Source organism: Micromonospora sp. H61, assembly GCF_018070325.1.
In the GTDB taxonomy this organism is placed as follows: domain Bacteria; phylum Actinomycetota; class Actinomycetes; order Mycobacteriales; family Micromonosporaceae; genus Micromonospora; species Micromonospora salmantinae.
Window position 1 is genome coordinate 26,138 of sequence record NZ_JAGPXY010000048.1, and the last position, 22,720, is coordinate 48,857.

The following is a 22,720-nucleotide window of genomic DNA, read 5'->3' on the forward strand; positions in this document are numbered from 1 at the left end:
CGCTGGAAGGATTGACGCCGTGGCAACGTTCGTTGACCGGGTCGTTCTGCATCTGCAGGCCGGCGATGGCGGGCACGGTTGTGCCTCGATCCACCGCGAGAAGTTCAAGCCCTTCGGTGGGCCGGACGGCGGCAACGGTGGGCACGGGGGCAGCGTGTCCCTGGTGGTCGACCCGCAGGTGACCACGCTGCTCGACTTCCACTTCCACCCGCACGTCAAGGCCGACAACGGCAAGGGCGGCGCCGGCTCGAACCGGGACGGGGCCAACGGCCACAACCTGGTGCTGAAGGTGCCCAACGGCACCGTGGTGCAGACCTCCGACGGCACCGTGCTGGCCGACATGGTCGGTGCCGGCACCACGTTCGAGGTCGCCCGCGGCGGGCGCGGCGGGCGGGGCAACGCCTCGCTGGCCAACGCCAAGCGCAAGGCGCCCGGCTTCGCCGAGCTGGGGGAGCCCGGCGACCAACTGGACATCGTGCTGGAGCTGAAGAGCGTCGCCGATGTGGGCCTGGTGGGCTTCCCGTCCGCCGGCAAGTCGTCGCTGATCTCGGTGATCTCCGCCGCGAAGCCGAAGATCGCCGACTACCCGTTCACGACCCTGGTGCCCAACCTCGGCGTGGTCCGGATGGACAACCACACCTTCACCGTCGCGGACGTGCCGGGCCTGATCCCCGGCGCGGCCACCGGCAAGGGTCTGGGCCTGGAGTTTCTGCGGCACATCGAGCGCTGCGCCGTGCTGGTGCACGTCATCGACTCGGCGACCCTGGAGCCCGGCCGTGACCCGGTGGCCGACATCGACGCCATCGAGGCGGAGCTGAGCCAGTACGGCGGCCTCACCGACCGGCCACGGCTGGTCGCCATCAACAAGATCGACGTGCCGGACGGCCGCGACCTCGCCGAGATCGTGCGCCCCGACCTGGAGGAACGCGGTTACCAGGTGTTCGAGGTCTCCGCAGCCACCCGGGAGGGGCTCAAGGAGCTGACCTACGCGATGGCCGATCTGGTCGACGCAGAGCGTAAGGCCGCTCCGCCCGCCGAGCCGACCCGTATCGTCATCCGCCCGATCGCTGTGGACGACGACGGATTCACCATCACGGCCGAGGCGGACGGCTCATTCACAGTGCGTGGTGTCCGGCCGGAGCGCTGGGTCAAGCAGACCAACTTCGACAACGACGAGGCGGTCGGCTACCTGGCTGACCGACTGGCCCGGCTCGGGGTGGAGGACAAGCTGGCCAAGGCCGGCGCGCAGCCCGGCGATCTGGTCCGGATCGGCGTGCGCGAGTTCGACTGGCAGCCGACCCTCTTCGCCGGTGTGGACTTCGTACCCGGCAACCGGGGCACCGACGTCCGCCTGGAGGAGAAGTCGAACCGGGCCTCCGCCGCGGACCGGCTCGCCGCCCGGAAGGCTCGCCGGGTCCGCTCGGCCGACGATTTGGGCGCGGACGCGTCCGACGACGACATCGACGACGAGGACGACGCCGAGTAGTTCGTTGCGCTCCGTGGTGGGGTTGATTTCCGGAAACCTCCCCGAAATCCACGCCTCCTAGCGTGGGGTGATGCTGATCGAGTCCCGGCCTGCCACCGATCCGGAGATCGCCGCCATGGTCATCGCGCAGCAGCGTGAGCTGCGCGAGGCCGACGGCGGGTTGGACGGGCAGGTCTTCGTCCCCCATGACGACGTCCGCTACCTGGCGGTGGTGGTGAACGGTCGGGCGGTCGCCTGCGGCGGGCTCCAGGCGCTCGATGCCGAGACCGGCGAGGTCAAGCGGATGTACGTGCGGCCCGCGTACCGGGGGCGGGGGATCGGTCGTCAGCTGCTCGCCGCGCTGGAGGAGTGCGCGTTCCGGCAGGGGCACTCGGTGGTCTGCCTGGAGACGGGCAGCTACCTGCCGGCCGCCATCGCCTTGTACACCGCGTGTGGCTACCAGCAGATCCCGGTCTACGGCGAGTACGTGGGCAACTCGTACAGCGTCTGTTTCGCCAAGCGGTTGCCGGTCGCGGCCTGACGGCCGCGTCGCCGCTGCCGCGTCGCCGGTTCAGGCGCCGGTGCTGGCGTGTTCGACGGTCACCGGCTTCGACTCCGGCGAGGCGTGCTGGCGCAGCACGATGCTCAGCAGGATCAGCGCGCCGACCGCCAGAAACTCGCTCTGCCAGTTCTGCATGGACTGGAACCAGAAGTCGCTGGTGCCGAGGAAGTCCCACACCCCGATCGGTGGTGCCCCGCTCTGGAGCGCCTGCTCCTGGTTGTACGCGGCGGTGCCACCGAGCAGGTGACCGACGAACGAACCGGCGAAGATCAGCAGCAGCGCGAGGGAGAGGCTGTTCCGGTAGATCACCAGCGGCAGGCCCCCGACGCGTACCGGCCAGGGTGACTGCGGGGTCGCCCGGCGCTCGTCGTCCTCCGGTCGGTCGGTCTGGTCCATCGGCTTCGACTCGGCCGAGCCCCGCTGCACCAGGTACGCGGTGAGCAGCACGTACCCGCCCATCTGGAGGAACTCGGACTCCCAGTTCTCAAAGACCGCCTCGGCGAAGTGCCCAGTGGTCAGGTACGACGGCCAGCTCAACGGCGCGGCCCCGAACTCGGTCAGCTCCTCGTTGTGGGTCTGCCAGCCGAAGACGCTCTGCAACACCAGGAAGACCAGGAACGCCCCCAGCATGGCGACGGCCAGGGCGTTGTCACGCAGCCAACGAGGCATGATCGCACCTCCTTCGCCGGTCGACTTACCCCTGCGGGCGTGACCTCGAAACCACAAAGGTCCAGTTCAGTGCCGTTCGGCGGGGCTGTCCAGGCGTCCGCCGGTGCCGGCCTGGTTCGACAGGAGCAGCCCGAGCGCGAGCATCCCGAAGCCGAGAGCGAGGTGCAGCCAGTTGTCGGCGTCGTTGACCGGCAGGATGTTCGCCCCGCCCTCCGGGTTGACCGCCTCGATCGCCAGGCCGTACAGCCAGAGAGCGAGGTAGATCGCGCCACCGGCGGCCAGGAAGACGCGGGCACCTGCGACGCTGCGGGCCAAGACCAGGCCGGCCAGCCCGAAGAGCAGGTGCACCACGTTGTGCAGGATCGACACCTGGAACAGCCCGAGCAGGTGGGCGTCCGAGTGGTGCCCGGCGAACCGCAGCTCGCCGTAGTCGGTGGTGATGCCGGGGATGAAGCCGAGGACGCCGATCAGCAGGAAGACCCCGGCCACGACCAGCGCGGCCAGCTGGACCCGGGGTCGAGGGCCGGCCGCTCGGCCGCCTCGTGCGTCTCGTGCCATCGCTGCCCCCTCCGTGGATCTGCCAACCTTCGCGAACCTCACTGTCCGCAGCGGCGACGTGACGCAGCCCGACGATCCTCCATTTTGAAGACCAACCGGTGGGCCGCGCAGATAAATGCACGAAGAGGTATGGAAGCCGAAACGCAGGGTAGGTGAATGGTCAGCGGCGGCGGCAACGCGCCGCATCCCCCCAGCACAACCGCTACGACTTTCTGAGCGGAAGGGAAATCATGACTTACGATCTTTCACCTACGTCTTCCACGTACGGGCAGCAGTCGACCAACGGCGGTGGCGTCCGCGACCAGGCGCGCCAGGTCGGGTCGGAGGCCGCGCAGGCTGGTGGCGCGGTCGCCCAGACCGCCAAGGAGCAGGGCACCGAGGTCGGCCGTGAGGCGGCCCGGCAGGCCCGCAACCTGTACGGCGAGGCCCGCAGCCAACTCGCCAGCCAGACCGGTGAGCAGCAGCGCCGAGCCGCCGGTGGGCTGCGTTCGCTGGCCGACGAGATGCGCTCGATGGCCGAGCAGGGTGGCCAGGCCGGCCCGGTGACCGAGCTGGCCCGCCAGGCCGCCGACCGGGTGCAGGGCGCCGCCGGTTGGCTTGAGCAGCGCGAGCCCGGCGACCTGATCACCGAGGTACGTGACTACGCGCGGCGTAACCCGGGCACCTTCCTGGTCGGCGCAGCGGTGCTCGGTGTGCTGGCCGGTCGGCTGACCCGTGGCATCTCGGCCGCCGGCGACGACTCCGGCAACGGCTCCTCGACCTTCCGGGGCGCCGGGGCGTACGACCCGGAGCAGACCGCAGTGATCCCGACGCAGCCGCCGGCGCCCCGCGCGGTGCCGGACGCCGTTCCGCCGGGCGGTTACCTCGACCCGACCCCCGGTACGCACACCCCGCCGACGTCCGGTGGCTACACCGACCAGACGCCCGGTACCTACGCCGACCCGGCGCCCGGCGGCTCCGCCGAGCCGGGTCGAGGCGACTACCCGGAGCACTCCGGCACCGGCCAGCCGCTGCCGCCGGTGACCCAGATCGATCCGCTGCCGGGCGTGCCGTCCAGCGGCAGCCCTCGCCCGTGAGCCGCCGAGTCATCCGAAGGGAGGCGACGGCATGAGCATGCCGACGCAGGGGTCCGGGCTGGACTCCGGTTACCACCCTGACGCGGGTGCCCCGCACACCGCGTCGGAGGTGAAGGGCAGCTCGCTGGGTGACCTGATGCGTCAGGTCACCGCCGACCTGTCGACGCTGATGCGCCAGGAGGTCGAGCTGGCCAAGGCCGAGATCCGGCAGGAGGGCAAGAAGGCCGGCAAGGCCGCGGGCCTCTTCGGTGGTGCCGGCTTCGGCGGCTACATGGTGGCCCTCTTCGTGTCCATCGCCATCTGGCAGTTCCTGGACAACGTCATGGACTCCGGCCTGGCCGCGCTGATCGTGGCCGTGATCTGGGCCGTGGTCGCCGCGGTCCTCTACTCGATGGCCAAGAAGAACGCCCAGCACGTACGCGGGCTCAAACAGACCAACGACAGCGTGCAGCGGATCCCCGACGCGCTCAAGCCGCACCCGGAGGGAGTCACCCGATGAGCACCGATCCCGATCAGATCCGCCGGGAGATCGAAGCCACCCGTAACAGCCTCAGCTCCGATGTGGATGCGCTGGCGTACAAGGTCAGCCCCAGCCGCATCGTCGACGACCGCAAGCAGCGGGCCCGTTCCGCTCTGCAGAATGTGAGGGACAAGGTCATGGGAACCGCGTCTGACCTCGGCCACGGCACCGGCCAGGCCGCCCACTCGGTGGGCGACCGCGCCTCGTCGGCGGCCTCCAGCGTCGGCGACGCCGCGCAGTCGGCGGCGACCACTGTCAGCGACGCCGCGCACAGCGCCCCGCGGGTGATCCGGCAGAAGTCCCAGGGCAACCCTCTCGCCGCCGGCCTGATCGCGTTCGGGGTCGGCTGGCTGGCCTCGTCGCTGATCCCGGCCTCCCGGCGCGAGCAGCAGGCCGCCACCCAGGTGAAGGCCAAGGTCAGCGAGCACAGTGGGGCCGTGAAGGAGAAGCTGGGCGAGGTGGCCGGCGAGCTGCGCGAGCCGGCCCAGCAGGCCGCCGAGTCGGTGAAGTCCACCGCTCAGGACGCCGTGCACGCGGTCAGGGACGACACGAAGTCCGCCGCCCACCAGGTCAAGGACCACGCCACCCCCTGACCCACCCTCAACCCAGCACGACAGCTCGCGGTCACCCTCCGGTGCCCGCGAGCTGTCGCGTCGAAGCCAGCGCCGATCTTGCGGTTTCGGCTGGTGTTCTGTGGGTCTAACGGCGGTTTTGTCCCGACCGAAAGTGCAAGATCGCGGGGAGACGTGGGTTGCGCGGGGCGGGGTTGGCGGCTCGGCGGATTCGGGTGTCGCCGTAGCGGACTCCGCCCAGCAGGAGGCGTTGGCCGACCGCCAGCCAGCCGCACAGACCGCGTTCCAGCAGCCAGAGTGGGGCCGCCAGCGCCGTGGCCGGCGGGAACACCCGGGTGCCGCCGGCGCGGCGGCGACCCGTCTCGGCCAGGGCGACGACACCGGCCGCCGCGCCGAGCAGCAGCCTGGGGCGGCGCGACGCGACCGCCGCCGCCAGCGCCGGCAGCACCGCGAGCGCGGTCAGCAGGCGAGCCGGCTGCGCCAGATCGTCGTACGCCTGACGGACCCGTTGACCACGGAAATGCGCGGCGTCCGGAGGCAGTCGGCGGACGTACAGCCAGGCCGGGGCGGCCTCGGTGCCGCCGTACCCGCGCACAGTGCGGATCAGCTCCAGGTTCTCGAAGAGCACGTCCGGGTCGTACCCGCCCATGGCCAGGAAGGTGCTGCGCCGCACGGCAAGGGTGCCCGGGTAGTCCGTCCCGAGCGCCCGGTTGAGCAGCGTGCGGCCGGTGTCCCACCAGGCGTGCCAGGGCAGCGGGTCGAAGTAGTTCTGCGGTCGTACCAGGTCCGCCCGGCCCAGCAGCCGATGCACCGCGGCCAGCGCGGACTCGTCGTACCGGACGTCGTCGTCGGCGATCACCACGTGCTCGTGGCCGGCCGCGCGGACGCCGGTGTGTACGCCCAGCACCTTGCCGTTGAGCCCACGCTCGCTCGGATCCGGTGGAAGGTGCCGGGCCAGGCCCCGCCACGCCTCGGCGTGCCGGGCGAAGAGGGGCGGAGGTGAGCCGTCGACCACGAGCACCTCGACCCGGTCACCGAGCCAGCGCAGGTAGTCGGTCAGCTCGGCCAGGCCGGTGTCGCTGTCCCAGCGCAGCGGCAGCACGTACGTCATCGGTAGGCGGACCGGCGACGTGCCGGCGCCCTCGTGCGCGACCGCCGACCGGCGGGTGGCGGGCCGGGCGTCTCCAGTAGGGCTGAACGAGGACATGGCAACTCCGTGGCGGCCAGGGTCGCGGTCGGTGTTGAGCAGCATCTGCCCGCATTTCCGTCGATCAAACAATGGGTCGTTTCGACTGCCGGAGCCCGGGTAGCGCTGCGCTCAAGAGCTGTCCATGCCCGGTTGTGCGGGTGGAGGAGAGAGACGTGATGACCAACAACGGAACCAGGTGGGCGCTGCTCGGCGTCACCGCGGCGACGGCCGTCGGCGTGGGGCGTGCGGTGGCCCGCCGTCGGCACCGGCATCAGCCGGAGCGGCAGGACGGTTGGTACGTGGTGCGTCGTGGGGTGACAGTGGACCGGTCCCGGGACGAGGTGATCGGCTTCTGGACCGACCGCGAACGGCTGGACCGCGCGCTGGCCGGGTGGGCCACGTTGCAGCAGCTCGACGAGCGGCGTTGGCGGTGCGTGGCCCGCGACCGGGCCGGCGGTGAGACGCAGTGGCAGGCCGAGATCACCGTCGAGGGGACGGGCACCCTGCGGTGGCGGGTCGAGGACGGGCCGACACCGCAGCTGGGTCGGATCGAGCTGACCGAAGCACCTCAGGGCCGGGGCACCGAGATCCGCGCCGAGCTGCGCTACCGCTCCGGTCCGGTGCGTCGGTTGGCCGGCCTGGTCAGCGGCGACGAGCCGGACCTGGCGCTGCGGGACGCGCTGCGTCGGGTGAAGGCGCTGATCGAGTGTGGCCAGGTGGTCGACACCCGGGACGACCCGTCCGGCCGGAGCCCCGCCCAGGAGAAGGCGACCGACCAGGTACGGGAGACGTTGATGACGGGAGGACGGGCATGAGGGCGCTCTGCTGGGAAGGCGTCGGCAAGCTGGCCGTCCGGGACGTGCCGGAGCCCCAGATCCGCGCCGAGGGGGACATCGTCGTCCGGGTCCGGGCCAGCAGCGTCTGCGGCTCCGACCTGCACCTGATCAACGGGTACCTGCCGGCGATGCGGGAGGGGGACATCCTCGGCCACGAGTTCATGGGCGAGGTGGTGGAGACCGGGCCCGGCGTACGGCGGCACCGGGTCGGCGACCGGGTGGTGGTGGGGTCGGTGGTCGCCTGCGGTGGCTGTTGGTACTGCCGGACCGAGCAGTACTCGCTCTGCGACAACTCCAATCCGCAGCCGGTGTTCACCGAGAAGCTGTGGGGGCACTCACCGGCCGGCATCCTGGGCTACTCGCACGCCGCCGGCGGCTACTCGGGATCACACGCCGAGTACATCCGGGTGCCGTTCGGCGACATCGGCGCCTTCGCCGTACCCGACGGGGTACCGGACGACTCGGTGGTGTTCGCCTCCGACGCGATGCCCACCGGGTGGATGGCGGCGGACTTCTGCGGGTTCACCGGCGGCGAGGTGGTGGCCGTCTGGGGTGCTGGTGGAGTCGGTCAGATGGCGGCCCGTTCGGCGCAACTCCTGGGCGCCGAGCGGGTCATCATGATCGACCGATTTTCGGATCGGCTCAAGACCGCGACCGAACGGATCGGGGTCGAGACGATCAACTACGCGGAGACGGACGTGCTGGAGGCGCTGCGTGAGCTGACCGCCGGGCGCGGGCCGGACGCCTGCATTGAGGCCGTCGGGATGGAGTCGCACGACGTCGGACCGACCTACGCGTACGACCGGGTGAAGCAGGCGGCGCGGTTGCAGACCGACCGCCCGACCTCGGTCCGCCAGGCGATCATGGCGTGCCGCAAGGGCGGCACGGTGAGCATCGTCGGTGTGTACGCCGGTCTGGTCGACAAGTTTCCGCTCGGCGCTGCCATGAACAAGGCCCTGGTGCTGCGGATGGGGCAGATGCACGCGCAGCGCTACATCCCGATGTTGCTCGACCGGCTCGCCGCCGGCGAGATCGACCCCGGATATCTGGCCACCCACCCGCTCTCCCTGGAGCAGGGGGCCCAGGGGTACGAGCTGTTCGAGAAGAAGGAGGACGGCTGTCTGCGCAGCGTCCTGCATCCCTGACGGCTGGGCGTACCCGCCTCGCCGGTCGCTGCGATCGGCGGGGCGGGGTCAGCCGGCGCGGCGCACGTTGGTGATGGTCAGCCCGAGGGGTGGCAGCGCTGGCATCCGGTGCAGATCCAGGGCCAGGTTCTGGACGGGAACGTCGTAACGCATGGTGGTGACGAGGTTGGTGACCGCCCGCTTCATCAGGTCGATGGTGATCCACTCACCGGCGCAGCGGTGCCCGCCCCAGTGGTCGCCGCCACCCTGCGGGATCAGCTCGAACGGGTCCACCCGGCGGCCGGCGAACCGCTCCGGGCGAAACAGCTCCGGTTGCGGCCAGAGGGTCGGGTGGTGATTGGTGCCGTAGAGGTCGAGCAGCACCCGCCGGCCGCGCGGAAAGTGGTGGCCCTGCCAGTCGAAGGACCGCCGGACCCGGGCCGCCGCCATCGGGAAGAACGGGTAGTAGCGGCGTACCTCCTGGACGAACTGCTCGGTGGCTTCGCCGTCACGGACCCGTTCCCGCCAGGCCGGATGGTCGTGCAGGGCGAGCGCGGCGAAGGTCAGGTACTGGTCGACGGCGACCACCGGGCGCAGCACGTTGAGCAGCTCCACCGCCGCGATCCGCCGGGGGAGGAGGTTGCCGCGCCCGTCCCGGTGTTCGGCGATCACGGCCAGGGCGCTACCGGCCGGTGCCGGAGCGAAACCGACCCGGGTCCGTTCGATGAGATCGGTGAGCGAGCGTTCGGCGCGGTACCGGGCCAGCTGTCCCCTCCAGTGCCGGGGTCCCAGCACGGCCGGAGCCTCGATCATGGCGTGCAGTTCGACGGCGCGGCGCTCGACCTGCGACGCGGGCAGCGGCACGCCAGCCCAGGCGCAGACCACCCGGGTCAGCATTCGGCCCAGCTCGTCGTAGAGCGACACCGGGCCGGCGCCCTCCCAGGCGGCGACCCGGGTCCGCCACTCGTCGTCGAAGAGCTGACCGAGCCGTTGGATCGCCGCCGGTGTCATGATCGACATGAACATGGCCTTGCGGTCGGAGTGCTCCGGCCCGTCCAGCCCCTGCACCCCGCCCCGCCCGGTCAGGGTCCGCTGCACGCGCAGCGGCATAGCTGTGGCGCGTTGGAAGCGGTCGTTGTCGTAGAACAGCTCCGCCGCCGGCCGGCCGCGCAGGCAGATGGTCGGGGCGAGCAGGATCCGGGTCTTGAAGACGTCGCTGCCGTACCGCTCACAGCGTTCGCCGATGAACCGGTAACCGGCGCGGAGCAACGCGAGGGTGCTGTCCGGGCTGCGGTCGGCCGGCATGGTCGCCATCGGGTTCTCCTCACGCGCAGGTGCGGCTGGTCGCCGTTTGCCGATGCGCTTACCCCCGTCCACGCCGCTGAACCCCGCTCGGCTGGCCCCTCCCAGGGGCGGCGGAACCTGGTTTGCTGCTGGTGGGACGAGCACGGGGAGGGCGGATGCGCGACAACAGATCGCCGCACTGGCGGCAGCGGCGAGCGGCCGGGGCACTCGGCGGAGGCCGCGACGGGCGGTCACTGATCGGGCCGCCGCGGCGGCCCACCCGTCCGCACCGGTTCTTCACAGTGCACCTGGGCTTCACCGCGCCCGGCCCGGCCGAGGCCCGCGAGCTGGCCGTGGCGTACGCGGAGGCGCTGAGCCTGCTCCGCTCGGAGGTGGCACTCGGTGCGGCGGCCCTGTCACCGGCGGACGCCTGGCAGCGGGCCGAGCGGCTGTTCTGCGGCGCGGTCGGCCCGGACGGCGAACGCTGCGTCGACGTGGCCGACCACCCGGGCTTCCACCACGCCCCGGGCCCGGGTGGTCTCGGCTGGGGCGACGGCGACGTCCCCGGCGATGGTTGACCACCGGCCCCGGACGGCCGATCCGGGAGTGCGCCGGCCAACGTGCCAGCGTGGCCGTGCCGGGGTCCCGACCACGGGCACCGGCACGGCGATCCCCCACCGACGGGTCGGCGGGCACTGTCAGTCCAGGTCGAACTCGCCGTCCTGGGCGCCGGCCACGAAGGCGTCCCACTCGGCCTGGGTGAAGACCAGCACCGGGCCGTTCGGCTCGGCCGAGTTGCGCATCCCGATCAGGTCGTCGACGAAGGCGACCTCGACGGCGCTGTCGGAGGTGTCCCCCTCGGCCCGCTGCCAGACCGCCCGAGAGAGGTCGAAGTCGCCCTTGGGGTGCTGCGCCATGGTTCTTTCCTCCAGTGCCGAGGGTCGTGTGGTGACCGGTTGCCGATCCCCATCGGGCAGGATAAGCGGATGCCGAGCCTGACCCGTGTAGAGGCGACCGCGCGTGGCGCGGCGATTACCGTCGAGTCCTACCAGGTGGACCTCGACCTCACCGGTGAGGGTGACCTGTTCCGCTCCCGCGTCGAGATCCGGTTCCGGGCCACCGTCGGCGCCGCGACCTTCGTCGAGGCCAAGCCCGCCAAACTGCGGTGTGTACGCCTCAACGACCGCGACCTGGACCCCGCCCTGCTCACCGACAACCGGCTGCCGCTCGACGACCTGGCCGAGGAGAACACGCTCGTCGTCGAGGCCGAGATGGCGTACTCCAAGACGGGGGAGGGGATGCACCGCTTCGTCGACCCGGCCGACGGCGAGACCTACCTCTACGCCGAGTCCTTCCTCGACAACGCGCCGCGCATCTTCGCCGCCTTCGACCAGCCCGACCTCAAGGCCCCGGTCACGCTCTCGGTCACCGCGCCGGCGCAGTGGATCGTCGCCGGCAACGCCGAGCTGGCCGCCAACCCGGCCCCCGGGCGCTGGGAGTTCGCCCCGAGCGAGCCCCTGGCCACGTACTTCTTCTCGCTGATCGCCGGGCCGTACCACGTCCGGCGGGCCGAGCACGACGGCATACCGCTGGGCATCTACTGCCGCCGGTCGCTCGCCGAGCACCTGGACGCCGACGCCGAGGAGATCTTCACCATCACCCGGCAGTGCCTGGACCGGTTCCACCAGCTCTTCACCGAACGCTACCCGTTCGGCAAGTACGACCAGGCGTTCGTGCCCGAGTTCAACGGCGGCGCGATGGAGAACCCGGGGCTGGTCACCTTCCGCGACGACTACGTGTTCCGTTCGGCGGTCACCGACACCCAGCGCGAGCAGCGCGCCGGCACCATCGCCCACGAGATGGCCCACATGTGGTTCGGTGACCTGGTCACCATGCGCTGGTGGGACGACCTGTGGTTGAACGAGTCCTTCGCCGAGTACCTCGGCACCCGGGTCACCGCCGAGGCGACCCGCTTCGATCAGGCCTGGACCACCTTCGCCATGCGGCGCAAGGCCTGGGGCTACGCCGCCGACCAGCGGCCCTCCACCCACCCGATCGCCCCGCAGGAGGTCGTCGACGCCGAGGCGGGCCTGCTCAACTTCGACGGCATCTCGTACGCCAAGGGCGCCAGCGTGCTGCGTCAGCTGGTGGCGTGGCTCGGCGACGAGGCATTCCTCGCCGGCCTGAACGCGCACTTCGCCGCACACCGCTTCGGCAACGCCACGCTCGCCGACCTGCTGGCCAGCCTCTCCGCCAGCAGCGGGCGGGACCTGTCCGACTGGGCCGAGCTGTGGTTGCGCCGCCCGCAGGTCAACACGCTGCGTGCCGAGGTCGCCGTCGACGCCGACGGTCGCTACACCGAGGTGGCAGTGGTGCAGACCGCGCCCGAGTCGTACCCGGTGCTGCGCCCGCACCGGATCGGCGTGGGCCGCTACTCGATGGACGGCACCGGGCGGCGTGACGAGGTGGACATCGACCCGAACGCCGACGGAGGCCGCACCGTGCTCGGTGCGTTGACAGGCGAGCCGGCGGCCCGGTTGTTGCTGCTCAACGACGGTGATCTCACCTTCGCGAAGGTACGCCTCGACCCGGCGTCGGCGGACGCCGTCCCGCAGGTGCTGCCCGGTCTGGCCGACCCGCTGGCGCGAGCGGTGCTCTGGCGCGAGGCACTGGACGCGGTGACCGACGGCGAGCGGCCGGTCACCGGCCTGGTCGACCTGATGGCCGCCGCGCTGCCCACCGAGACCGAGGTGATCATCGCGGAGGACGTGCTGACACTCAGCCGGTCCCTGGTCGACCGCTACCTCGACCCGCTGACCCGCTCCACGGCGCTGGCCAGGGTCGCTGGGACGTGCCGGCGGCTGCTCGACGGCGCGCCGGCCGGGGAGTCGTTGCAGCTCGCCGCCGCACGGGGTTGGATCGCCGCGACCACCGACGCGGATCTGCTCGTCGGTTGGCTCGCCGGCCGGGACGTGCCGGCCGGTCTGAAGATCGACGCGGAGTTGCGGTGGGCGGTGCTGCGTCGCCTGGTGGTGCTGGGCGCCGCCGGCGAGGCGGAGATCGCCATCGAGGCCGCCGCCGACAACAGCTCCACGGGCGCGGAACGGGCCGCCCACTGCCGGGCGGCACTGCCCGACCCGGTGACGAAGCAGGCGACCTGGGAGATCATCCTGCGGGACACCGCGCTGTCCAGTCGACTGCTGGAGGCGATCACCGAGGGGTTCTGGCAACCCGAACAGGCCGACCTGACCGCCGCGTACGTCGATCGGTACTTCGCGGAGATGCCGGCCGCCGCGCACCGGCGTACCCCCTGGACGGCCGACCGGGTGGCCGCCCTGGCGTTCCCCCGCTACGCCGTGGCGCAACCCACCCGGGAGGCGGCCGCGGCGCTGCTGACCCGCGACGACCTGACCCCTGGCCTGCGCCGGGTGGTGACCGACGCCGACGACGACCTGCGTCGCGCGCTGGTCGCCCGGACGGCGGTGGCCGCCGCCTCGGCCTGACCGCTGCCCGCGCGCCCTGACGCCGTGGGGTGGCCGGCGCGACTGGCCCGGCGCGGGCTGGGCGCTGCCGGCGGGCTGCTGCGGGGTGGCTGGCCGGCCACCCCGCAGCCACCGCTCAGCGCAGGGCGGGCTCCGCGGTGACCGGCGCGTCCCAGTCGATGACGTAGCGCTGCTCGTCGGCGACGGTCTTCTCCGGGTCCAGCACCGTGCGCACCATCAGCGGCATCAGCAACGGCATCAACGTCCGCGCGACCGCACCGGGGGCCTTCGCGTGGTTGATCCGGGCCGCGCGGGCCGCGACCTTCTCCACCCGGCTACGACGCAGCCGCACGTACGCGGCGAACGCCGCCTGGACGTCCGGCAGGTCGCGCAGGCAGCGGGCGAGTTGTACCGCGCTCTCGATGGCCAGCGACGCGCCCTGCCCCGAACTGTTCGACGGTGCGTGCGCCGCGTCGCCGACCAGCACCATCCGGCCCCGATGCCAGTGCGGCACGGGCGGCATGATCTGCAACGATCCGACCACCTGGAGGTCGTCGGCGTTGCTGGTGCCGACCAACTCCCGGCCCGGGTCGTCGTCGCCGTAGGTGGCGCGCAGCGTGTCCAGCCACTGCTCCGCCGGTACCGCCCGGGCCTCGACGAGGCTCATCGGCCGCTGCTGCGGCAGGTTGGCCCCCCACCGGGTGCCGCCGCCGGGCTCGGGCCAGTACAGGTAGTAGCCGCGTCGGCCGAACGCGAACGTCATGGTGCCCGACTCGGCGTCCACCTCGTGCCGGGCGACGGCTTCGAAGCCGAGCAGCCCGGTGAACCGGGGTCCGGGCGCGGCCGGGTCGATCAGATCCCGGACCGTGGAACGGATCCCGTCCGCGCCGACGAGGATGTCGGCGGTCGCGGTACTGCCGTCCTCGAAGCGTGCGGTCACGCCGTCGCCGGTCTGCTCGGCGTCGACCAGCCGCTTGCCGTACGCGAACGGCACGCCCTCGGCGAATGCCTGGTCGTGCAGCACCTGGTACAGCTCGGCCCGGTGCACCACGTGCAGCGGCGGCACCCCGGTCAGCGTGGGCATGTCGAGGCGGCGGCGGCCGACGGCCAGAGCGCTGCGGTCGATCGGTGTGGCGATCGCCGTCACCGCCTCGTGCGCGCCGACCGTACGCAGAGCCGCCACGCCGTTGGGCGCGAGGGCGAGGGTGCCGCCGATGCCGCTGGCCGTGGTCGGGTACGCCTCGTAGACGGTTGCGGTGATGCCGGCGCGGCGCAGCGCGAGCGCTGTCACCGGCCCGGCGATGCCACCGCCGACGACGATCGCGGTTCGTACCGTGGTCATGCTCTCTCCCTGGTGTGGTCGGTGGTGCGCGGCGCGCGGACCTGTCGTGGTCGGTGCGCGGGCGCGCGGACCTGGGAGGGAGCCCGGTTATCCTCGTGATTGCCGCTTCGGGCCGGGTGCCTTCCCAGGCGTCGGTTCGGGGTCAGGGCCCCGGTGAGGTGTTGGCGCACCTCGCCGGGGCCGCTCTTCAGCCGGTGCTGTCGGCTCTCCGGCTGCTGCTGTCGGGGCGTTCGGTGCTGTCGGGGCTGGCCTCCGGGGTGTGGGTGGTTGGGGTGTCGGGGTTGAACCTCGGGGTGTGCGTTCCCTCGGCCAACTCGGTCAGTTCGGCCGGCATCTCGCCGGTCTCGTGGAAGGCCCGCCAGGTGCTCAACCCGGGGTAGCTCCCCGAGGTCAACTCCGCGAGCAGTGCCCGCAGCCAGTCCGCCTCCGCGTCCCGCATGGCGAGGTCGTACTCCGACTCCACCAGGAACAGCCGCGGGATCTCCCGCAGGTGCGCGTCGAGGGTTTCGCGGTCCTGGCGGATCGCGGCCTCCAGCAGGTCGAGTCGTTGCCGCAGCAGGCCGGTGGCCTCGTCGGGATGCAGCGCGGCGAGCACTGACAACCCGGCCCGGAAACGGGGATGCTCCGCCATCGGGGTGGAGACCAGCTCGCGGGCCCAGTCGACCAGCTCCGCCCGCCCCGCGTCGGTGATCCGGTAGACGGTGCGTTCCGGGCGTCGGCCCTCGCGCACGCTCTCCACCGCCTCGATCAGGTGGTGTTTGTCCAGGTTGCCGATCACCGTGTAGAAGGAGCCCCACTTGAACTCCATGTCCTGGTCCTTGCCCCAGGCCCGCAGTGCGGTGGCGATCTCGTACGGGTGCATCGGCCGCTGGACGAGTGCGGACAGCACGGCCAGCGCCAGCAGGTTGCCGACCTTGCGCCGCTTCGGCACGATGACCCCCTCGCTCGTCGACGGTTACTCGTCGACGAATATACGCCGACGGCGAGAATGCGACGACCCCGCGCGCTGGACCGTGGGCCGGAGTGGGGTGACGTACGGCGGTGCCGGGCCGGGACGGTCGGCCACGGCGCTCGGCCTACGATCATCGGGTGGAGGAAGATATCCGGCGGATCGGGATCATGGGTGGCACCTTCGACCCGATCCACCACGGGCACCTCGTCGCGGCCAGCGAGGTGGCGGACCGGTTCGGCCTGGACGAGGTGGTCTTCGTGCCCACCGGCCAGCCGTGGCAGAAGGCCGACGAGCCGGTCAGCCCGGCCGAGGACCGGTACCTGATGACAGTGATCGCCACCGCCTCCAACCCTCGCTTCCAGGTCAGCCGGGTGGACATCGACCGTAGTGGGCCGACCTACACGGTCGACACGCTGCGTGACCTGCAGGCCGAGTACGGCCCGAAGGTGCAGTTGTTCTTCATCACCGGTGCGGACGCCCTGCAACGCATCCTTTCCTGGAAGGACCTGGACGAGATCTTCGAGTTGGCGCATTTCATCGGCGTGACCCGCCCCGGTTTCCCGCTGAGTGACAAGCACCTCCCGGCGGACACCGTCAGCCTGATCCAGGTGCCCGCGATGTCCATCTCGTCGACCGACTGTCGCGCTCGGGTCGCCCGAGGCGAGCCGGTCTGGTACCTGGTGCCCGACGGTGTGGTGCAGTACATCGCCAAGCGGAGCCTCTATCAGCGCTGAGCGCACCCGTTATGCCCAGGTTCGTGGCGCTAACCGACCAGAACTGGACGATCGGGGTGCCGGCGGGTATGAGACGCTTGGAGGATCGCACGCTTGATCGAAGGAGAACGGTGACGATTTCCGAACGCGCTCACGAGCTGGCTATCGCGGCCGCCCAGGCCGCCGCCGACAAGAAGGCGCAGGACATCACGATCATCGACGTCGGCGACCAGCTCGCCATCACCGACGCGTTCGTGCTCGCCGCTGCCCCCAACGAGCGTCAGGTGCTGGCCATCGTCGACGCCATCGAGGAGAGCCTGCTGGAGCTGCCGGACAAGGCGAAGCCGGTGCGGCGCGAGGGCGAGCGTGGTGGCCGCTGGGTGCTGCTCGACTACGTCGACATCGTGGTGCACGTCCAGCACACCGAGGAGCGCGAGTTCTACGGGCTCGACCGTCTCTGGAAGGACTGCCCCACCATCCCGTTCGTCGATCGCGACCTGGTCGAGGCCGACGCCAGCGGGTCCGCCGCCGCCGAATGACCCGGCTGATCGTCTGGCGGCACGGCAACACCGACTGGAACGCCGCCAACCGCGTCCAGGGGCAGACCGACGTACCCCTCAACGAGCTTGGCCGCGACCAGGCCCGCGCCGCCGCCCCGCTGCTCGCGGGGCTGCGGCCCGACGCCATCGTGGCCAGCGACCTGAGCCGCGCCGCCGACACCGCCGCCGCGCTCGCCGCGCTGACGGGTCTGCCGGTACGCACCGACGCCCGGCTGCGCGAGCGGCACTTCGGCCAGTGGCAGGGTCTGCACCTCACCGAGGTCGCCGAGCGCTTCCCCGAGGAGTACGCGCGCTGGCGGGCCGGCGACCCCGACCCGGGCGCGGATCTGGAACCCCTGCACGACCTCGGCGAGCGGGTCGGCGCCGCACTGCGGGAGGCTGCCGAGGCGGCAGCCGGCGGCACGGTGGTGGTCGCCACCCACGGTGGCGGGTCCCGGCAGGGCATGGGTCATCTGCTCGGCTGGGACACCCGGGTGCTGCGCTCCGTCGGCTCGTTGGCCAACTGCCACTGGAGTGAGCTACGGCACGACGACCGTGCGCCGGCCATCGGGCGTCCGCAGGACGTCAGCGGCTGGCAGTTGCGGGCGCACAACGTCGGCCTGATCACCGCCCCGGTCGCCGTCGACGCGGTCTGAGCACTCGCGCCTCGGCGTTCGCGGCCTCGATCGGCTAGCGTGCCGGGCATGCCCGTCGCGGTTGTCATCGACTCCACCGCCTACCTTCCGCCCGAGCTGGTGCAGGCGCACCGGCTGACCGTCGTGCCGTTGACCGTCGTGCTCAACGGCGCGGAAGGGCTGGAGGGGGTGGAGACCCAGCCGGCCGACGCCACACTGGCGCTGAGCGCCCGCCGGGTCACCGCGACCACCTCCCGCCCGGCACCCGAGCAGTTCGCCCGGACGTACCGCCGACTGCTCGACGCCGGCGCCGACGGGATCGTCTCGGTGCACATCTCCGCCGCGCTGTCCGGCACGGTGGAGGCCGCCCGGCTCGCCGCCGCCGACCTCGACGGCCGGGTCGAGGTCGTGGACAGCCGCTCGGCGGGCATGGGGCTGGGCTTTCCGGCCATCGCCGCCGCCACCGCCGCCGAGGCCGGCGCCGACCTTGCCGCTGTACGCGACGCGGCGCTGGCCGCCACCGCCCGCACCACAGTCTGGTTCTACGTCGACACGCTGGAGTTCCTTCGCCGGGGCGGCCGGATCAACGCGGCCGAGGCGTTGGTCGGCACCGCGCTGTCCGTCAAGCCGATCATGCACATGCCGGACGGGGCGATAGTGCTGCGGGAGAAGGTGCGCACCGCCAGCCGGGGAGTGGCCCGTCTCGTGGACCTGGCCGTCGAGGCGGCCGACGGCGACGACGTGGATCTCGGAGTGCACCACCTGGCCGCGCCGCAACGGGCCGAGGCGTTGCGGGCTGCGCTCACCGAGCGGTTCGGTGACCGGCTGCACGACACGTACGTCTCCGAGGCGGGCGCCGTCGTCGCCGCGCACGCCGGGCCTGGCCTGGCCTGCGTGGTCGTCCACCGCCGACCGGAGGGCTGAGCCGTGCCCACGTCGTGCGTGGTGACCGGAGGCGGTCGCGGTGTCGGCCGGGCCGTGGTGGAACGGCTGCTGGCGACCGGCGCCACCATCGTCGTACTGGAACGCGACGCCGACGCGGTCGACTGGTTGGCCGACCATCCGGCAGCCGATCGGCTCGTCGCGGTGATCGGCGACGCCGCCGACGAGCAGGTGGCCGAGCGCGCCGCCGAGCTGGCGGACCGCGCCGCGCCGCTGACCGGCTGGGTGAACAACGCAGCGGTCTTCCGCGATGCCACGCTGCACACCGCGTCGGCCGACACGGTGCTGGACCTGATCGGGTTGAACCTGCGCCCGGCCGTGGTGGGCGCCGCGGTCGCCGTCCGCCGCTTTCTGGCCCGCGCCGCCGGCGGCGCGATCGTCAACGTCTCGTCGCACCAGGCCCGCCGGCCGGTGTCCGGTGCCCTGCCGTACGCGACGGCTAAGGCCGCCGTGGAGGGGCTGACCCGGGCGCTGGCTGTCGAGTACGGGCGGCACGGCATCCGCGCCAACGCGGTAGCGCTCGGCTCGATCGCCACCGAGCGGCACACCGAATTCCTCGCCACGCAGGAGCCCACCCAGGCCCAGTGGATCGACGCCGAGCTGACCCGGCTGCACCCGGTGGGTCGCATCGGGCGGGCCGAGGAGGTGGCCGAGGCGGTCGCGTACCTGCTGTCGCCCGCAGCGAGCTTCGTCAACGGGGTGACGCTGCCGGTGGACGGCGGACGGGCCGTACTCGGCCTCGACCCAGAGACCCGCTGACCGCCTAGATCGCTCGGCTTCTAGCTGTCGGCGACGAACACGCCCTGCCCCTGCTGACCGTAGATCAGGTTTCGCTCGTGCAGCTCCTTGACGGCTCGATAGGCCGTGGAGCGTGCCACGTTGTACAGCTCGCCGATCTCGGACACCGATGGCAGTTGTTGGCCAGGCGAGTATTCACCTGAGCGAATCTTTTGCTCAATGTCATCCGCCACGCGGCGGTAGTGCGGTGGTCTCGTCGGCATGAGCGGCTCTCCCGGACTTCAGCGGAGATCATGTTTCCAGCCCGGGCGTGATCGAGACAAGGCGGCAACGCAGCAAAGTGGAGATAGTGAGAACTTGACTACACTGAGACAGTGGATACAGTGAGACAGTGGCCGGGTGCTCCTGGACTTCAGCACTCCTGAGGTATCCGGTCTGCCCGCCCTGAGGGAGTTCATCGCAAGGTTTCGGCCCCCAGGGCGGGCTACTTCCGATCGCGCGGAGGCGTCGAACATGCCAATCGATGAACCGGTGTCCACGGCGACCGAACTGTTCATGGCCAAGCGGGTGCTGGATGCCCACTGGACCCGGGCGCTCGACCGGCCGTGGCAGGCGGGCGGTTGCCTGGAGTGCCGAGGGCACAGCGACTGCCGACAACTCGACTGGGCGCTGGCGCTCATGGCAGAAGTCGCCTCGGTCATGCTCCAGAAACGGTGACTGATCTGCTCCGCGCCGCTGTGTTAGCCTCCGTGCGCGCCCCAGATGGGCCTACCCCCGGAGGTTCTGGCTACTTCAGCCACCACGCCGAGATCGATGCGATGTACGCGTCTCTCGTGCGGGATCCGGGGCGTCGGTGCCCTCGGGGCTTCGTCATCTGTGTGGCTGGGTGAACGCTGTGGGCCTCCGGTCGGGTCTTCGGATCGACCGGGAAGAAGACGGTACGGATGACAGTCACGTTCAACCACACCATCATCGCCAGCAAGGACAAGAGCGCCTCGGCCGCGTTCTACCGGGAGCTGTTCGAGCTGCCAGAGGCGCCATCGTGGGGGCCGTTCGCCAACGTCCAACTGGACGAGGGTGTGCTGCTCCAGTTCGCCGAGCCGCCGGTGGACATCCAGATGCAGCACTACGCGTTCCTCGTCGACGACGAGTTGTTCGTGCGCTGCCTGGCGTTCGTCGAGGGACGTGGCATCACGTACTGGGCCGACCCGCAGTTGAAGCGGGAGGGGGAGACCAACACCGAGCACGGTGGCCAGGGCTTCTACTTCTTCGACCCGTCCGGCCACGCGATCGAAATCATCACCCGGCCGTACCTGTAGCAGGCGGCGTCCGTCGTTCGTCGAGAACGGTGTCGGCCCCGGCGGGCATCGGGCCGGCACCACCCGCCCAACGGCCGGACCCTTAGAACGCCTCGTCGGCCACCCCGCTGTAGCCGCGTAGACCGTGCTGCCGAGCCAGCGCGTAGATGGCATCGAGCTGGCCGAGCATCCCTACCGGGAGGGTGAGCAGCACGTACTTCGCCGCATCGTCGGGCGCGTCGACAAGGTCGTATTCGGTCGGTTCGAGGACGTCCACCAGATCGGGCCAGCGTGACAACAGCTCGCCCCGGAAGCGGGTGACGTCGGGGTGCGGTTCGAGAGGGTCTGTCGCCCCGTCGGCCAAGCCGTCATAGATCTCGCCGGGGTCGCCCACGCCAGCCTTCCAGAACACGAAATCACTGCTCACGGCGATGCTCCTGGACTGCTCGAACGGTGACCGGTCGCTCCGGCCGCCTGCGATCGTGGCGCGGTGAGTGAATATTCTCAGGCGATCTGGTGCCGGTTGCCGAGTGCCCATCGAACGTCGGTCAAGATCAGCACGAGATCGACCCTCCGCTTCTGGGCCGGGCGGCGAGTCACGCAGCGGCGATGTCTGACTGAAACGGCGTAGCCGCCGTCTGCGGCCATAGCAGGTCGGGGCATGATCAGGGCGTTGTCCACAGTGGCGTTGGTTGTCCACAGGACGGCGTCGTCCCGCTCCGCCGTTCCGGCCACCGCCATAGCGTCGCGGTGTGTCGCACGACGAGGAGACAGAGGTACGCCAGCGCCTGCGCCGGCTGACCGAGGCGGCTGTCGCACCGCTGCCCCGGCCGGAGGTGCCGCTCGCGGGCGTACCCCAGTCGTCCCTGGTCGGCGCGCTGCCGGCGGACGTGCTGTCCTCCCAGCCCGCCGCGGAACCGTCGTCGGCGGGCCTTGCGGTCCCGCCCGAGTCGCGGTTGCCCGGCCCGTCGGCGTTCGACCCTGGGCGGCGGGGCGTGCGGGCGTTGGCGGTGGTCGCCGTGGTGGTGGTCGTGGGCGCGGCAGGTTGGGCCTGGCAGGCCCGGCCGCAGTCGGAGCCGGTCGTCCCACTGGCCAGCGAGGCCGCGTCGGCCGCGCCGGCCGGTGACCCGAGTGTGTCCAGCTCCGGCGAGTTGGTGGTGGCGGTCGCGGGCAAGGTCCGAAAACCCGGTTTGGTACGCCTGCCGGCCGGGTCCCGTCTCGCCGACGCGGTGCAGGCGGCCGGCGGCGCCCTCCCGGGGGTCGACGTGGCGCTGCTCAACCCCGCCCGCCAGGGCCTCGACGGCGAGCTGATCGTGGTCGGGGTGACGCCACCGCCGGTGCCGGGCGGTGCGGCCGGGCCTGCGGCAGGTGGTGCGGCTCCCGTCGCCGGGCCGCTGAACCTCAACACCGCGACGCTGGCGCAGCTCGACGCGCTGCCCGGGGTGGGGCCGGTGCTCGCCCAACGGATCCTCGCCCACCGGGATCAGCACGGCGGGTTCAAATCCGTTGGCGACCTACGCCAGGTCGACGGGATCGGCGATGCCCGCTACGAGCAGCTCAAGGACCTGGTGACGGTGTGAGCGGGTTCTCCGTACCCGCTGACCCACCGGCCGGCGGGGCTCAGCTCGGGCCGCCGGATCTGCGACTGGCCGGGCTCGCCGTGGCGGCCTGGCTCACGGCGCTCGCCGGCCTGCACCTCGGCAGCCGCGCCACGCTGCTGGTGGCCGGCACGGCGGCCGGGCTGACGGCGATTGGTGCCGTACACCTGCTCGGCCGCCTCGGCCGTCCCCGAGCCGTGCTGCGACGCTACGGGTGGGTCGCCGTGGCGGTCGGCCTCGGTGTGGTCTGCGGTGGTGCGGGCACCGCCGCCCAGCTCGCCGTTCGCGACGCGCCGCCGATCCGTGTCCTCGCCGAGCAACGCGCTCCGGTCACCGCCGACCTGGTCGTCCGGGACGATCCGCGCCCGATCCGCAGTGCCGGGCGGCCAGGCATGTTGCTGGTCTCGACCGAGCTGGTCCGGCTCACCGGCCCGGATGGTCGGCGGATCCACGCGTCGGTGCGGCTACTGGTCCTGGCGACCGACCCGGCGTGGCGGGGCCTGTTGCCCGGGCAGCGCCTCACCGCCGACGGCCGGCTCGGCGTACCGCGCGGTGGCGACCTCACCGCGGCGGTGCTCAGCACCAACGGCCCACCGGATCGGCACGGTGCGCCGTCCTGGGCGCAG

The 22,720-nt window shown here is 71.6% G+C and carries 27 protein-coding genes and 1 pseudogene; 18 read left to right on the plus strand and 10 right to left on the minus strand.

The window, feature by feature from the left end:
- The first annotated feature begins 19 nt into the window (after nucleotides 1-19).
- Together obgE and KBX08_RS22130 are read left to right on the plus strand one after the other, a co-directional pair.
- Nucleotides 20-1,486 (plus strand): GTPase ObgE, encoded by a 1,467-nt coding sequence (obgE, locus tag KBX08_RS22125; RefSeq protein WP_210785330.1) that lies wholly within the window; start codon nucleotides 20-22, stop codon nucleotides 1,484-1,486.
- A 70-nt stretch (nucleotides 1,487-1,556) separates the two neighbouring features.
- On the plus strand, nucleotides 1,557-2,006 hold the full coding sequence (locus KBX08_RS22130; protein ID WP_210785331.1) for a GNAT family N-acetyltransferase: 450 nt from the start codon (nucleotides 1,557-1,559) through the stop codon (nucleotides 2,004-2,006).
- A gap of 30 nt (nucleotides 2,007-2,036) precedes the next feature.
- On the opposite strand, the gene KBX08_RS22135 is transcribed toward KBX08_RS22130, so the two are convergent.
- Together KBX08_RS22135 and KBX08_RS22140 are read right to left on the minus strand one after the other, a co-directional pair.
- Nucleotides 2,037-2,696 (minus strand): DUF6766 family protein, encoded by a 660-nt coding sequence (locus KBX08_RS22135; RefSeq protein WP_210785332.1) that lies wholly within the window; start codon nucleotides 2,694-2,696, stop codon nucleotides 2,037-2,039.
- A 66-nt stretch (nucleotides 2,697-2,762) separates the two neighbouring features.
- Nucleotides 2,763-3,254, minus strand: a complete 492-nt coding sequence (locus KBX08_RS22140) for a DUF4383 domain-containing protein (RefSeq protein WP_210785333.1) — start codon at nucleotides 3,252-3,254, stop codon at nucleotides 2,763-2,765.
- A 230-nt stretch (nucleotides 3,255-3,484) separates the two neighbouring features.
- Between KBX08_RS22140 and KBX08_RS22145 the strand changes: the two genes are divergently transcribed.
- The 3 genes from KBX08_RS22145 to KBX08_RS22155 are packed head-to-tail and all read left to right on the plus strand — an operon-like array spanning nucleotide 3,485 to nucleotide 5,443.
- Nucleotides 3,485-4,330 (plus strand): hypothetical protein, encoded by an 846-nt coding sequence (locus KBX08_RS22145; protein WP_210785334.1) that lies wholly within the window; start codon nucleotides 3,485-3,487, stop codon nucleotides 4,328-4,330.
- A gap of 31 nt (nucleotides 4,331-4,361) precedes the next feature.
- Entirely contained in the window at nucleotides 4,362-4,829 is a 468-nt protein-coding gene (locus KBX08_RS22150) for a phage holin family protein (RefSeq protein WP_210785335.1), read from the plus strand.
- Entirely contained in the window at nucleotides 4,826-5,443 is a 618-nt protein-coding gene (locus KBX08_RS22155; RefSeq protein ID WP_210785336.1) for a DUF3618 domain-containing protein, read from the plus strand. Before KBX08_RS22150 ends, KBX08_RS22155 begins: the two co-directional genes overlap by 4 nt.
- A gap of 106 nt (nucleotides 5,444-5,549) precedes the next feature.
- Here the strand turns inward: KBX08_RS22155 and KBX08_RS22160 are convergent, their stop codons facing one another.
- Nucleotides 5,550-6,629, minus strand: a complete 1,080-nt coding sequence (locus KBX08_RS22160) for a glycosyltransferase family 2 protein (RefSeq protein ID WP_210785337.1) — start codon at nucleotides 6,627-6,629, stop codon at nucleotides 5,550-5,552.
- Between the two features lie 158 nt (nucleotides 6,630-6,787).
- On the opposite strand from KBX08_RS22160, the gene KBX08_RS22165 reads away from it, so the two are divergent.
- Both KBX08_RS22165 and KBX08_RS22170 read left to right on the plus strand, forming a co-directional pair.
- Nucleotides 6,788-7,426 carry a cyclase gene (locus tag KBX08_RS22165; protein ID WP_210785338.1) on the plus strand — a complete coding sequence of 213 codons (639 nt, stop codon included), beginning with the start codon at nucleotides 6,788-6,790 and terminating at the stop codon, nucleotides 7,424-7,426.
- A complete protein-coding gene (locus KBX08_RS22170) occupies nucleotides 7,423-8,592 on the plus strand; it encodes a zinc-dependent alcohol dehydrogenase (protein WP_210785339.1) in 1,170 nt (389 codons plus the stop codon). The genes KBX08_RS22165 and KBX08_RS22170 overlap by 4 nt, the downstream gene beginning before the upstream one ends.
- Nucleotides 8,593-8,640: 48 nt before the next feature.
- Here KBX08_RS22170 and KBX08_RS22175 read toward each other — a convergent pair whose 3' ends face one another.
- A complete protein-coding gene (locus KBX08_RS22175; RefSeq protein ID WP_210785340.1) occupies nucleotides 8,641-9,885 on the minus strand; it encodes a cytochrome P450 in 1,245 nt (414 codons plus the stop codon).
- Nucleotides 9,886-10,031: 146 nt separating this feature from the next.
- Here KBX08_RS22175 and KBX08_RS22180 point away from each other — a divergent pair, with 146 nt between their 5' ends.
- On the plus strand, nucleotides 10,032-10,433 hold the full coding sequence (locus KBX08_RS22180) for a hypothetical protein (protein WP_210785341.1): 402 nt from the start codon (nucleotides 10,032-10,034) through the stop codon (nucleotides 10,431-10,433).
- A 120-nt stretch (nucleotides 10,434-10,553) separates the two neighbouring features.
- Here the strand turns inward: KBX08_RS22180 and KBX08_RS22185 are convergent, their stop codons facing one another.
- A complete protein-coding gene (locus tag KBX08_RS22185; RefSeq protein WP_124817462.1) occupies nucleotides 10,554-10,772 on the minus strand; it encodes a DUF397 domain-containing protein in 219 nt (72 codons plus the stop codon).
- Nucleotides 10,773-10,841: 69 nt separating this feature from the next.
- Between KBX08_RS22185 and pepN the strand changes: the two genes are divergently transcribed.
- On the plus strand, nucleotides 10,842-13,358 hold the full coding sequence (gene pepN / locus KBX08_RS22190) for an aminopeptidase N (RefSeq protein WP_210785342.1): 2,517 nt from the start codon (nucleotides 10,842-10,844) through the stop codon (nucleotides 13,356-13,358).
- Between the two features lie 115 nt (nucleotides 13,359-13,473).
- Here the strand turns inward: pepN and KBX08_RS22195 are convergent, their stop codons facing one another.
- Complete coding sequence (locus KBX08_RS22195; RefSeq protein ID WP_210785343.1) at nucleotides 13,474-14,679, minus strand: NAD(P)/FAD-dependent oxidoreductase; 1,206 nt, start codon at nucleotides 14,677-14,679, stop codon at nucleotides 13,474-13,476.
- 187 nt (nucleotides 14,680-14,866) lie between these two features.
- Complete coding sequence (locus tag KBX08_RS22200; protein WP_238690193.1) at nucleotides 14,867-15,610, minus strand: PadR family transcriptional regulator; 744 nt, start codon at nucleotides 15,608-15,610, stop codon at nucleotides 14,867-14,869.
- A 158-nt stretch (nucleotides 15,611-15,768) separates the two neighbouring features.
- On the opposite strand from KBX08_RS22200, the gene nadD reads away from it, so the two are divergent.
- From nadD to KBX08_RS22225, 5 genes are all read left to right on the plus strand, one after another.
- Complete coding sequence (gene nadD / locus KBX08_RS22205; RefSeq protein WP_030336528.1) at nucleotides 15,769-16,365, plus strand: nicotinate-nucleotide adenylyltransferase; 597 nt, start codon at nucleotides 15,769-15,771, stop codon at nucleotides 16,363-16,365.
- 110 nt (nucleotides 16,366-16,475) lie between these two features.
- Nucleotides 16,476-16,883 carry a ribosome silencing factor gene (rsfS, locus tag KBX08_RS22210; RefSeq protein WP_210785344.1) on the plus strand — a complete coding sequence of 136 codons (408 nt, stop codon included), beginning with the start codon at nucleotides 16,476-16,478 and terminating at the stop codon, nucleotides 16,881-16,883.
- Nucleotides 16,880-17,539: a histidine phosphatase family protein gene (locus KBX08_RS22215; RefSeq protein ID WP_210785345.1), complete on the plus strand. Its 660-nt coding sequence runs from the start codon at nucleotides 16,880-16,882 to the stop codon at nucleotides 17,537-17,539. The genes rsfS and KBX08_RS22215 overlap by 4 nt, the downstream gene beginning before the upstream one ends.
- A gap of 48 nt (nucleotides 17,540-17,587) precedes the next feature.
- Nucleotides 17,588-18,442 carry a DegV family protein gene (locus KBX08_RS22220; RefSeq protein ID WP_210785346.1) on the plus strand — a complete coding sequence of 285 codons (855 nt, stop codon included), beginning with the start codon at nucleotides 17,588-17,590 and terminating at the stop codon, nucleotides 18,440-18,442.
- 3 nt (nucleotides 18,443-18,445) lie between these two features.
- The gene (locus tag KBX08_RS22225; protein WP_210785347.1) at nucleotides 18,446-19,219 is read left to right on the plus strand and encodes an SDR family NAD(P)-dependent oxidoreductase; all 774 of its coding nucleotides are present in this window, start codon (nucleotides 18,446-18,448) and stop codon (nucleotides 19,217-19,219) included.
- 20 nt (nucleotides 19,220-19,239) lie between these two features.
- Here KBX08_RS22225 and KBX08_RS22230 read toward each other — a convergent pair whose 3' ends face one another.
- Nucleotides 19,240-19,461 (minus strand): GntR family transcriptional regulator, encoded by a 222-nt coding sequence (locus tag KBX08_RS22230; protein ID WP_091409860.1) that lies wholly within the window; start codon nucleotides 19,459-19,461, stop codon nucleotides 19,240-19,242.
- 250 nt (nucleotides 19,462-19,711) lie between these two features.
- Between KBX08_RS22230 and KBX08_RS22235 the strand changes: the two genes are divergently transcribed.
- Together KBX08_RS22235 and KBX08_RS22240 are read left to right on the plus strand one after the other, a co-directional pair.
- Nucleotides 19,712-19,915 carry a hypothetical protein gene (locus KBX08_RS22235; protein WP_210785348.1) on the plus strand — a complete coding sequence of 68 codons (204 nt, stop codon included), beginning with the start codon at nucleotides 19,712-19,714 and terminating at the stop codon, nucleotides 19,913-19,915.
- A gap of 227 nt (nucleotides 19,916-20,142) precedes the next feature.
- Entirely contained in the window at nucleotides 20,143-20,517 is a 375-nt protein-coding gene (locus KBX08_RS22240; protein WP_210785349.1) for a VOC family protein, read from the plus strand.
- An 82-nt stretch (nucleotides 20,518-20,599) separates the two neighbouring features.
- Here KBX08_RS22240 and KBX08_RS22245 read toward each other — a convergent pair whose 3' ends face one another.
- Together KBX08_RS22245 and KBX08_RS22250 are read right to left on the minus strand one after the other, a co-directional pair.
- A complete protein-coding gene (locus KBX08_RS22245) occupies nucleotides 20,600-20,923 on the minus strand; it encodes a hypothetical protein (RefSeq protein WP_238690189.1) in 324 nt (107 codons plus the stop codon).
- A gap of 77 nt (nucleotides 20,924-21,000) precedes the next feature.
- Nucleotides 21,001-21,231, minus strand: a complete 231-nt coding sequence (locus tag KBX08_RS22250; protein ID WP_210785350.1) for a hypothetical protein — start codon at nucleotides 21,229-21,231, stop codon at nucleotides 21,001-21,003.
- Nucleotides 21,232-21,248: 17 nt separating this feature from the next.
- Here KBX08_RS22250 and KBX08_RS22255 point away from each other — a divergent pair, with 17 nt between their 5' ends.
- Together KBX08_RS22255 and KBX08_RS22260 are read left to right on the plus strand one after the other, a co-directional pair.
- On the plus strand, nucleotides 21,249-22,076 hold the full coding sequence (locus KBX08_RS22255; RefSeq protein ID WP_210785351.1) for a ComEA family DNA-binding protein: 828 nt from the start codon (nucleotides 21,249-21,251) through the stop codon (nucleotides 22,074-22,076).
- Nucleotides 22,073-22,720: pseudogene (locus tag KBX08_RS22260) on the plus strand (competence protein ComEC); the annotation flags it as partial. The gene KBX08_RS22255 and the pseudogene KBX08_RS22260, both read left to right, overlap by 4 nt.

Bases quoted from the DNA above. Each gene is read 5' to 3' on its own strand.
- KBX08_RS22230 (WP_091409860.1), bottom strand. From the start codon at position 19,461: ATGCCGACGAGACCACCGCACTACCGCCGCGTGGCGGATGACATTGAG.
- KBX08_RS22130 (WP_210785331.1), top strand. From the start codon at position 1,557: ATGCTGATCGAGTCCCGGCCTGCCACCGATCCGGAGATCGCCGCCATG.
- KBX08_RS22240 (WP_210785349.1), top strand. From the start codon at position 20,143: ATGACAGTCACGTTCAACCACACCATCATCGCCAGCAAGGACAAGAGC.
- KBX08_RS22185 (WP_124817462.1), bottom strand. From the start codon at position 10,772: ATGGCGCAGCACCCCAAGGGCGACTTCGACCTCTCTCGGGCGGTCTGG.
- KBX08_RS22215 (WP_210785345.1), top strand. From the start codon at position 16,880: ATGACCCGGCTGATCGTCTGGCGGCACGGCAACACCGACTGGAACGCC.
- KBX08_RS22160 (WP_210785337.1), bottom strand. From the start codon at position 6,629: ATGTCCTCGTTCAGCCCTACTGGAGACGCCCGGCCCGCCACCCGCCGG.
- KBX08_RS22150 (WP_210785335.1), top strand. From the start codon at position 4,362: ATGAGCATGCCGACGCAGGGGTCCGGGCTGGACTCCGGTTACCACCCT.
- KBX08_RS22170 (WP_210785339.1), top strand. From the start codon at position 7,423: ATGAGGGCGCTCTGCTGGGAAGGCGTCGGCAAGCTGGCCGTCCGGGAC.
- KBX08_RS22220 (WP_210785346.1), top strand. From the start codon at position 17,588: ATGCCCGTCGCGGTTGTCATCGACTCCACCGCCTACCTTCCGCCCGAG.
- KBX08_RS22155 (WP_210785336.1), top strand. From the start codon at position 4,826: ATGAGCACCGATCCCGATCAGATCCGCCGGGAGATCGAAGCCACCCGT.
- KBX08_RS22140 (WP_210785333.1), bottom strand. From the start codon at position 3,254: ATGGCACGAGACGCACGAGGCGGCCGAGCGGCCGGCCCTCGACCCCGG.
- KBX08_RS22180 (WP_210785341.1), top strand. From the start codon at position 10,032: ATGCGCGACAACAGATCGCCGCACTGGCGGCAGCGGCGAGCGGCCGGG.
- KBX08_RS22135 (WP_210785332.1), bottom strand. From the start codon at position 2,696: ATGCCTCGTTGGCTGCGTGACAACGCCCTGGCCGTCGCCATGCTGGGG.
- KBX08_RS22195 (WP_210785343.1), bottom strand. From the start codon at position 14,679: ATGACCACGGTACGAACCGCGATCGTCGTCGGCGGTGGCATCGCCGGG.
- pepN (WP_210785342.1), top strand. From the start codon at position 10,842: ATGCCGAGCCTGACCCGTGTAGAGGCGACCGCGCGTGGCGCGGCGATT.
- KBX08_RS22175 (WP_210785340.1), bottom strand. From the start codon at position 9,885: ATGGCGACCATGCCGGCCGACCGCAGCCCGGACAGCACCCTCGCGTTG.
- KBX08_RS22235 (WP_210785348.1), top strand. From the start codon at position 19,712: ATGCCAATCGATGAACCGGTGTCCACGGCGACCGAACTGTTCATGGCC.
- KBX08_RS22145 (WP_210785334.1), top strand. From the start codon at position 3,485: ATGACTTACGATCTTTCACCTACGTCTTCCACGTACGGGCAGCAGTCG.
- KBX08_RS22165 (WP_210785338.1), top strand. From the start codon at position 6,788: ATGACCAACAACGGAACCAGGTGGGCGCTGCTCGGCGTCACCGCGGCG.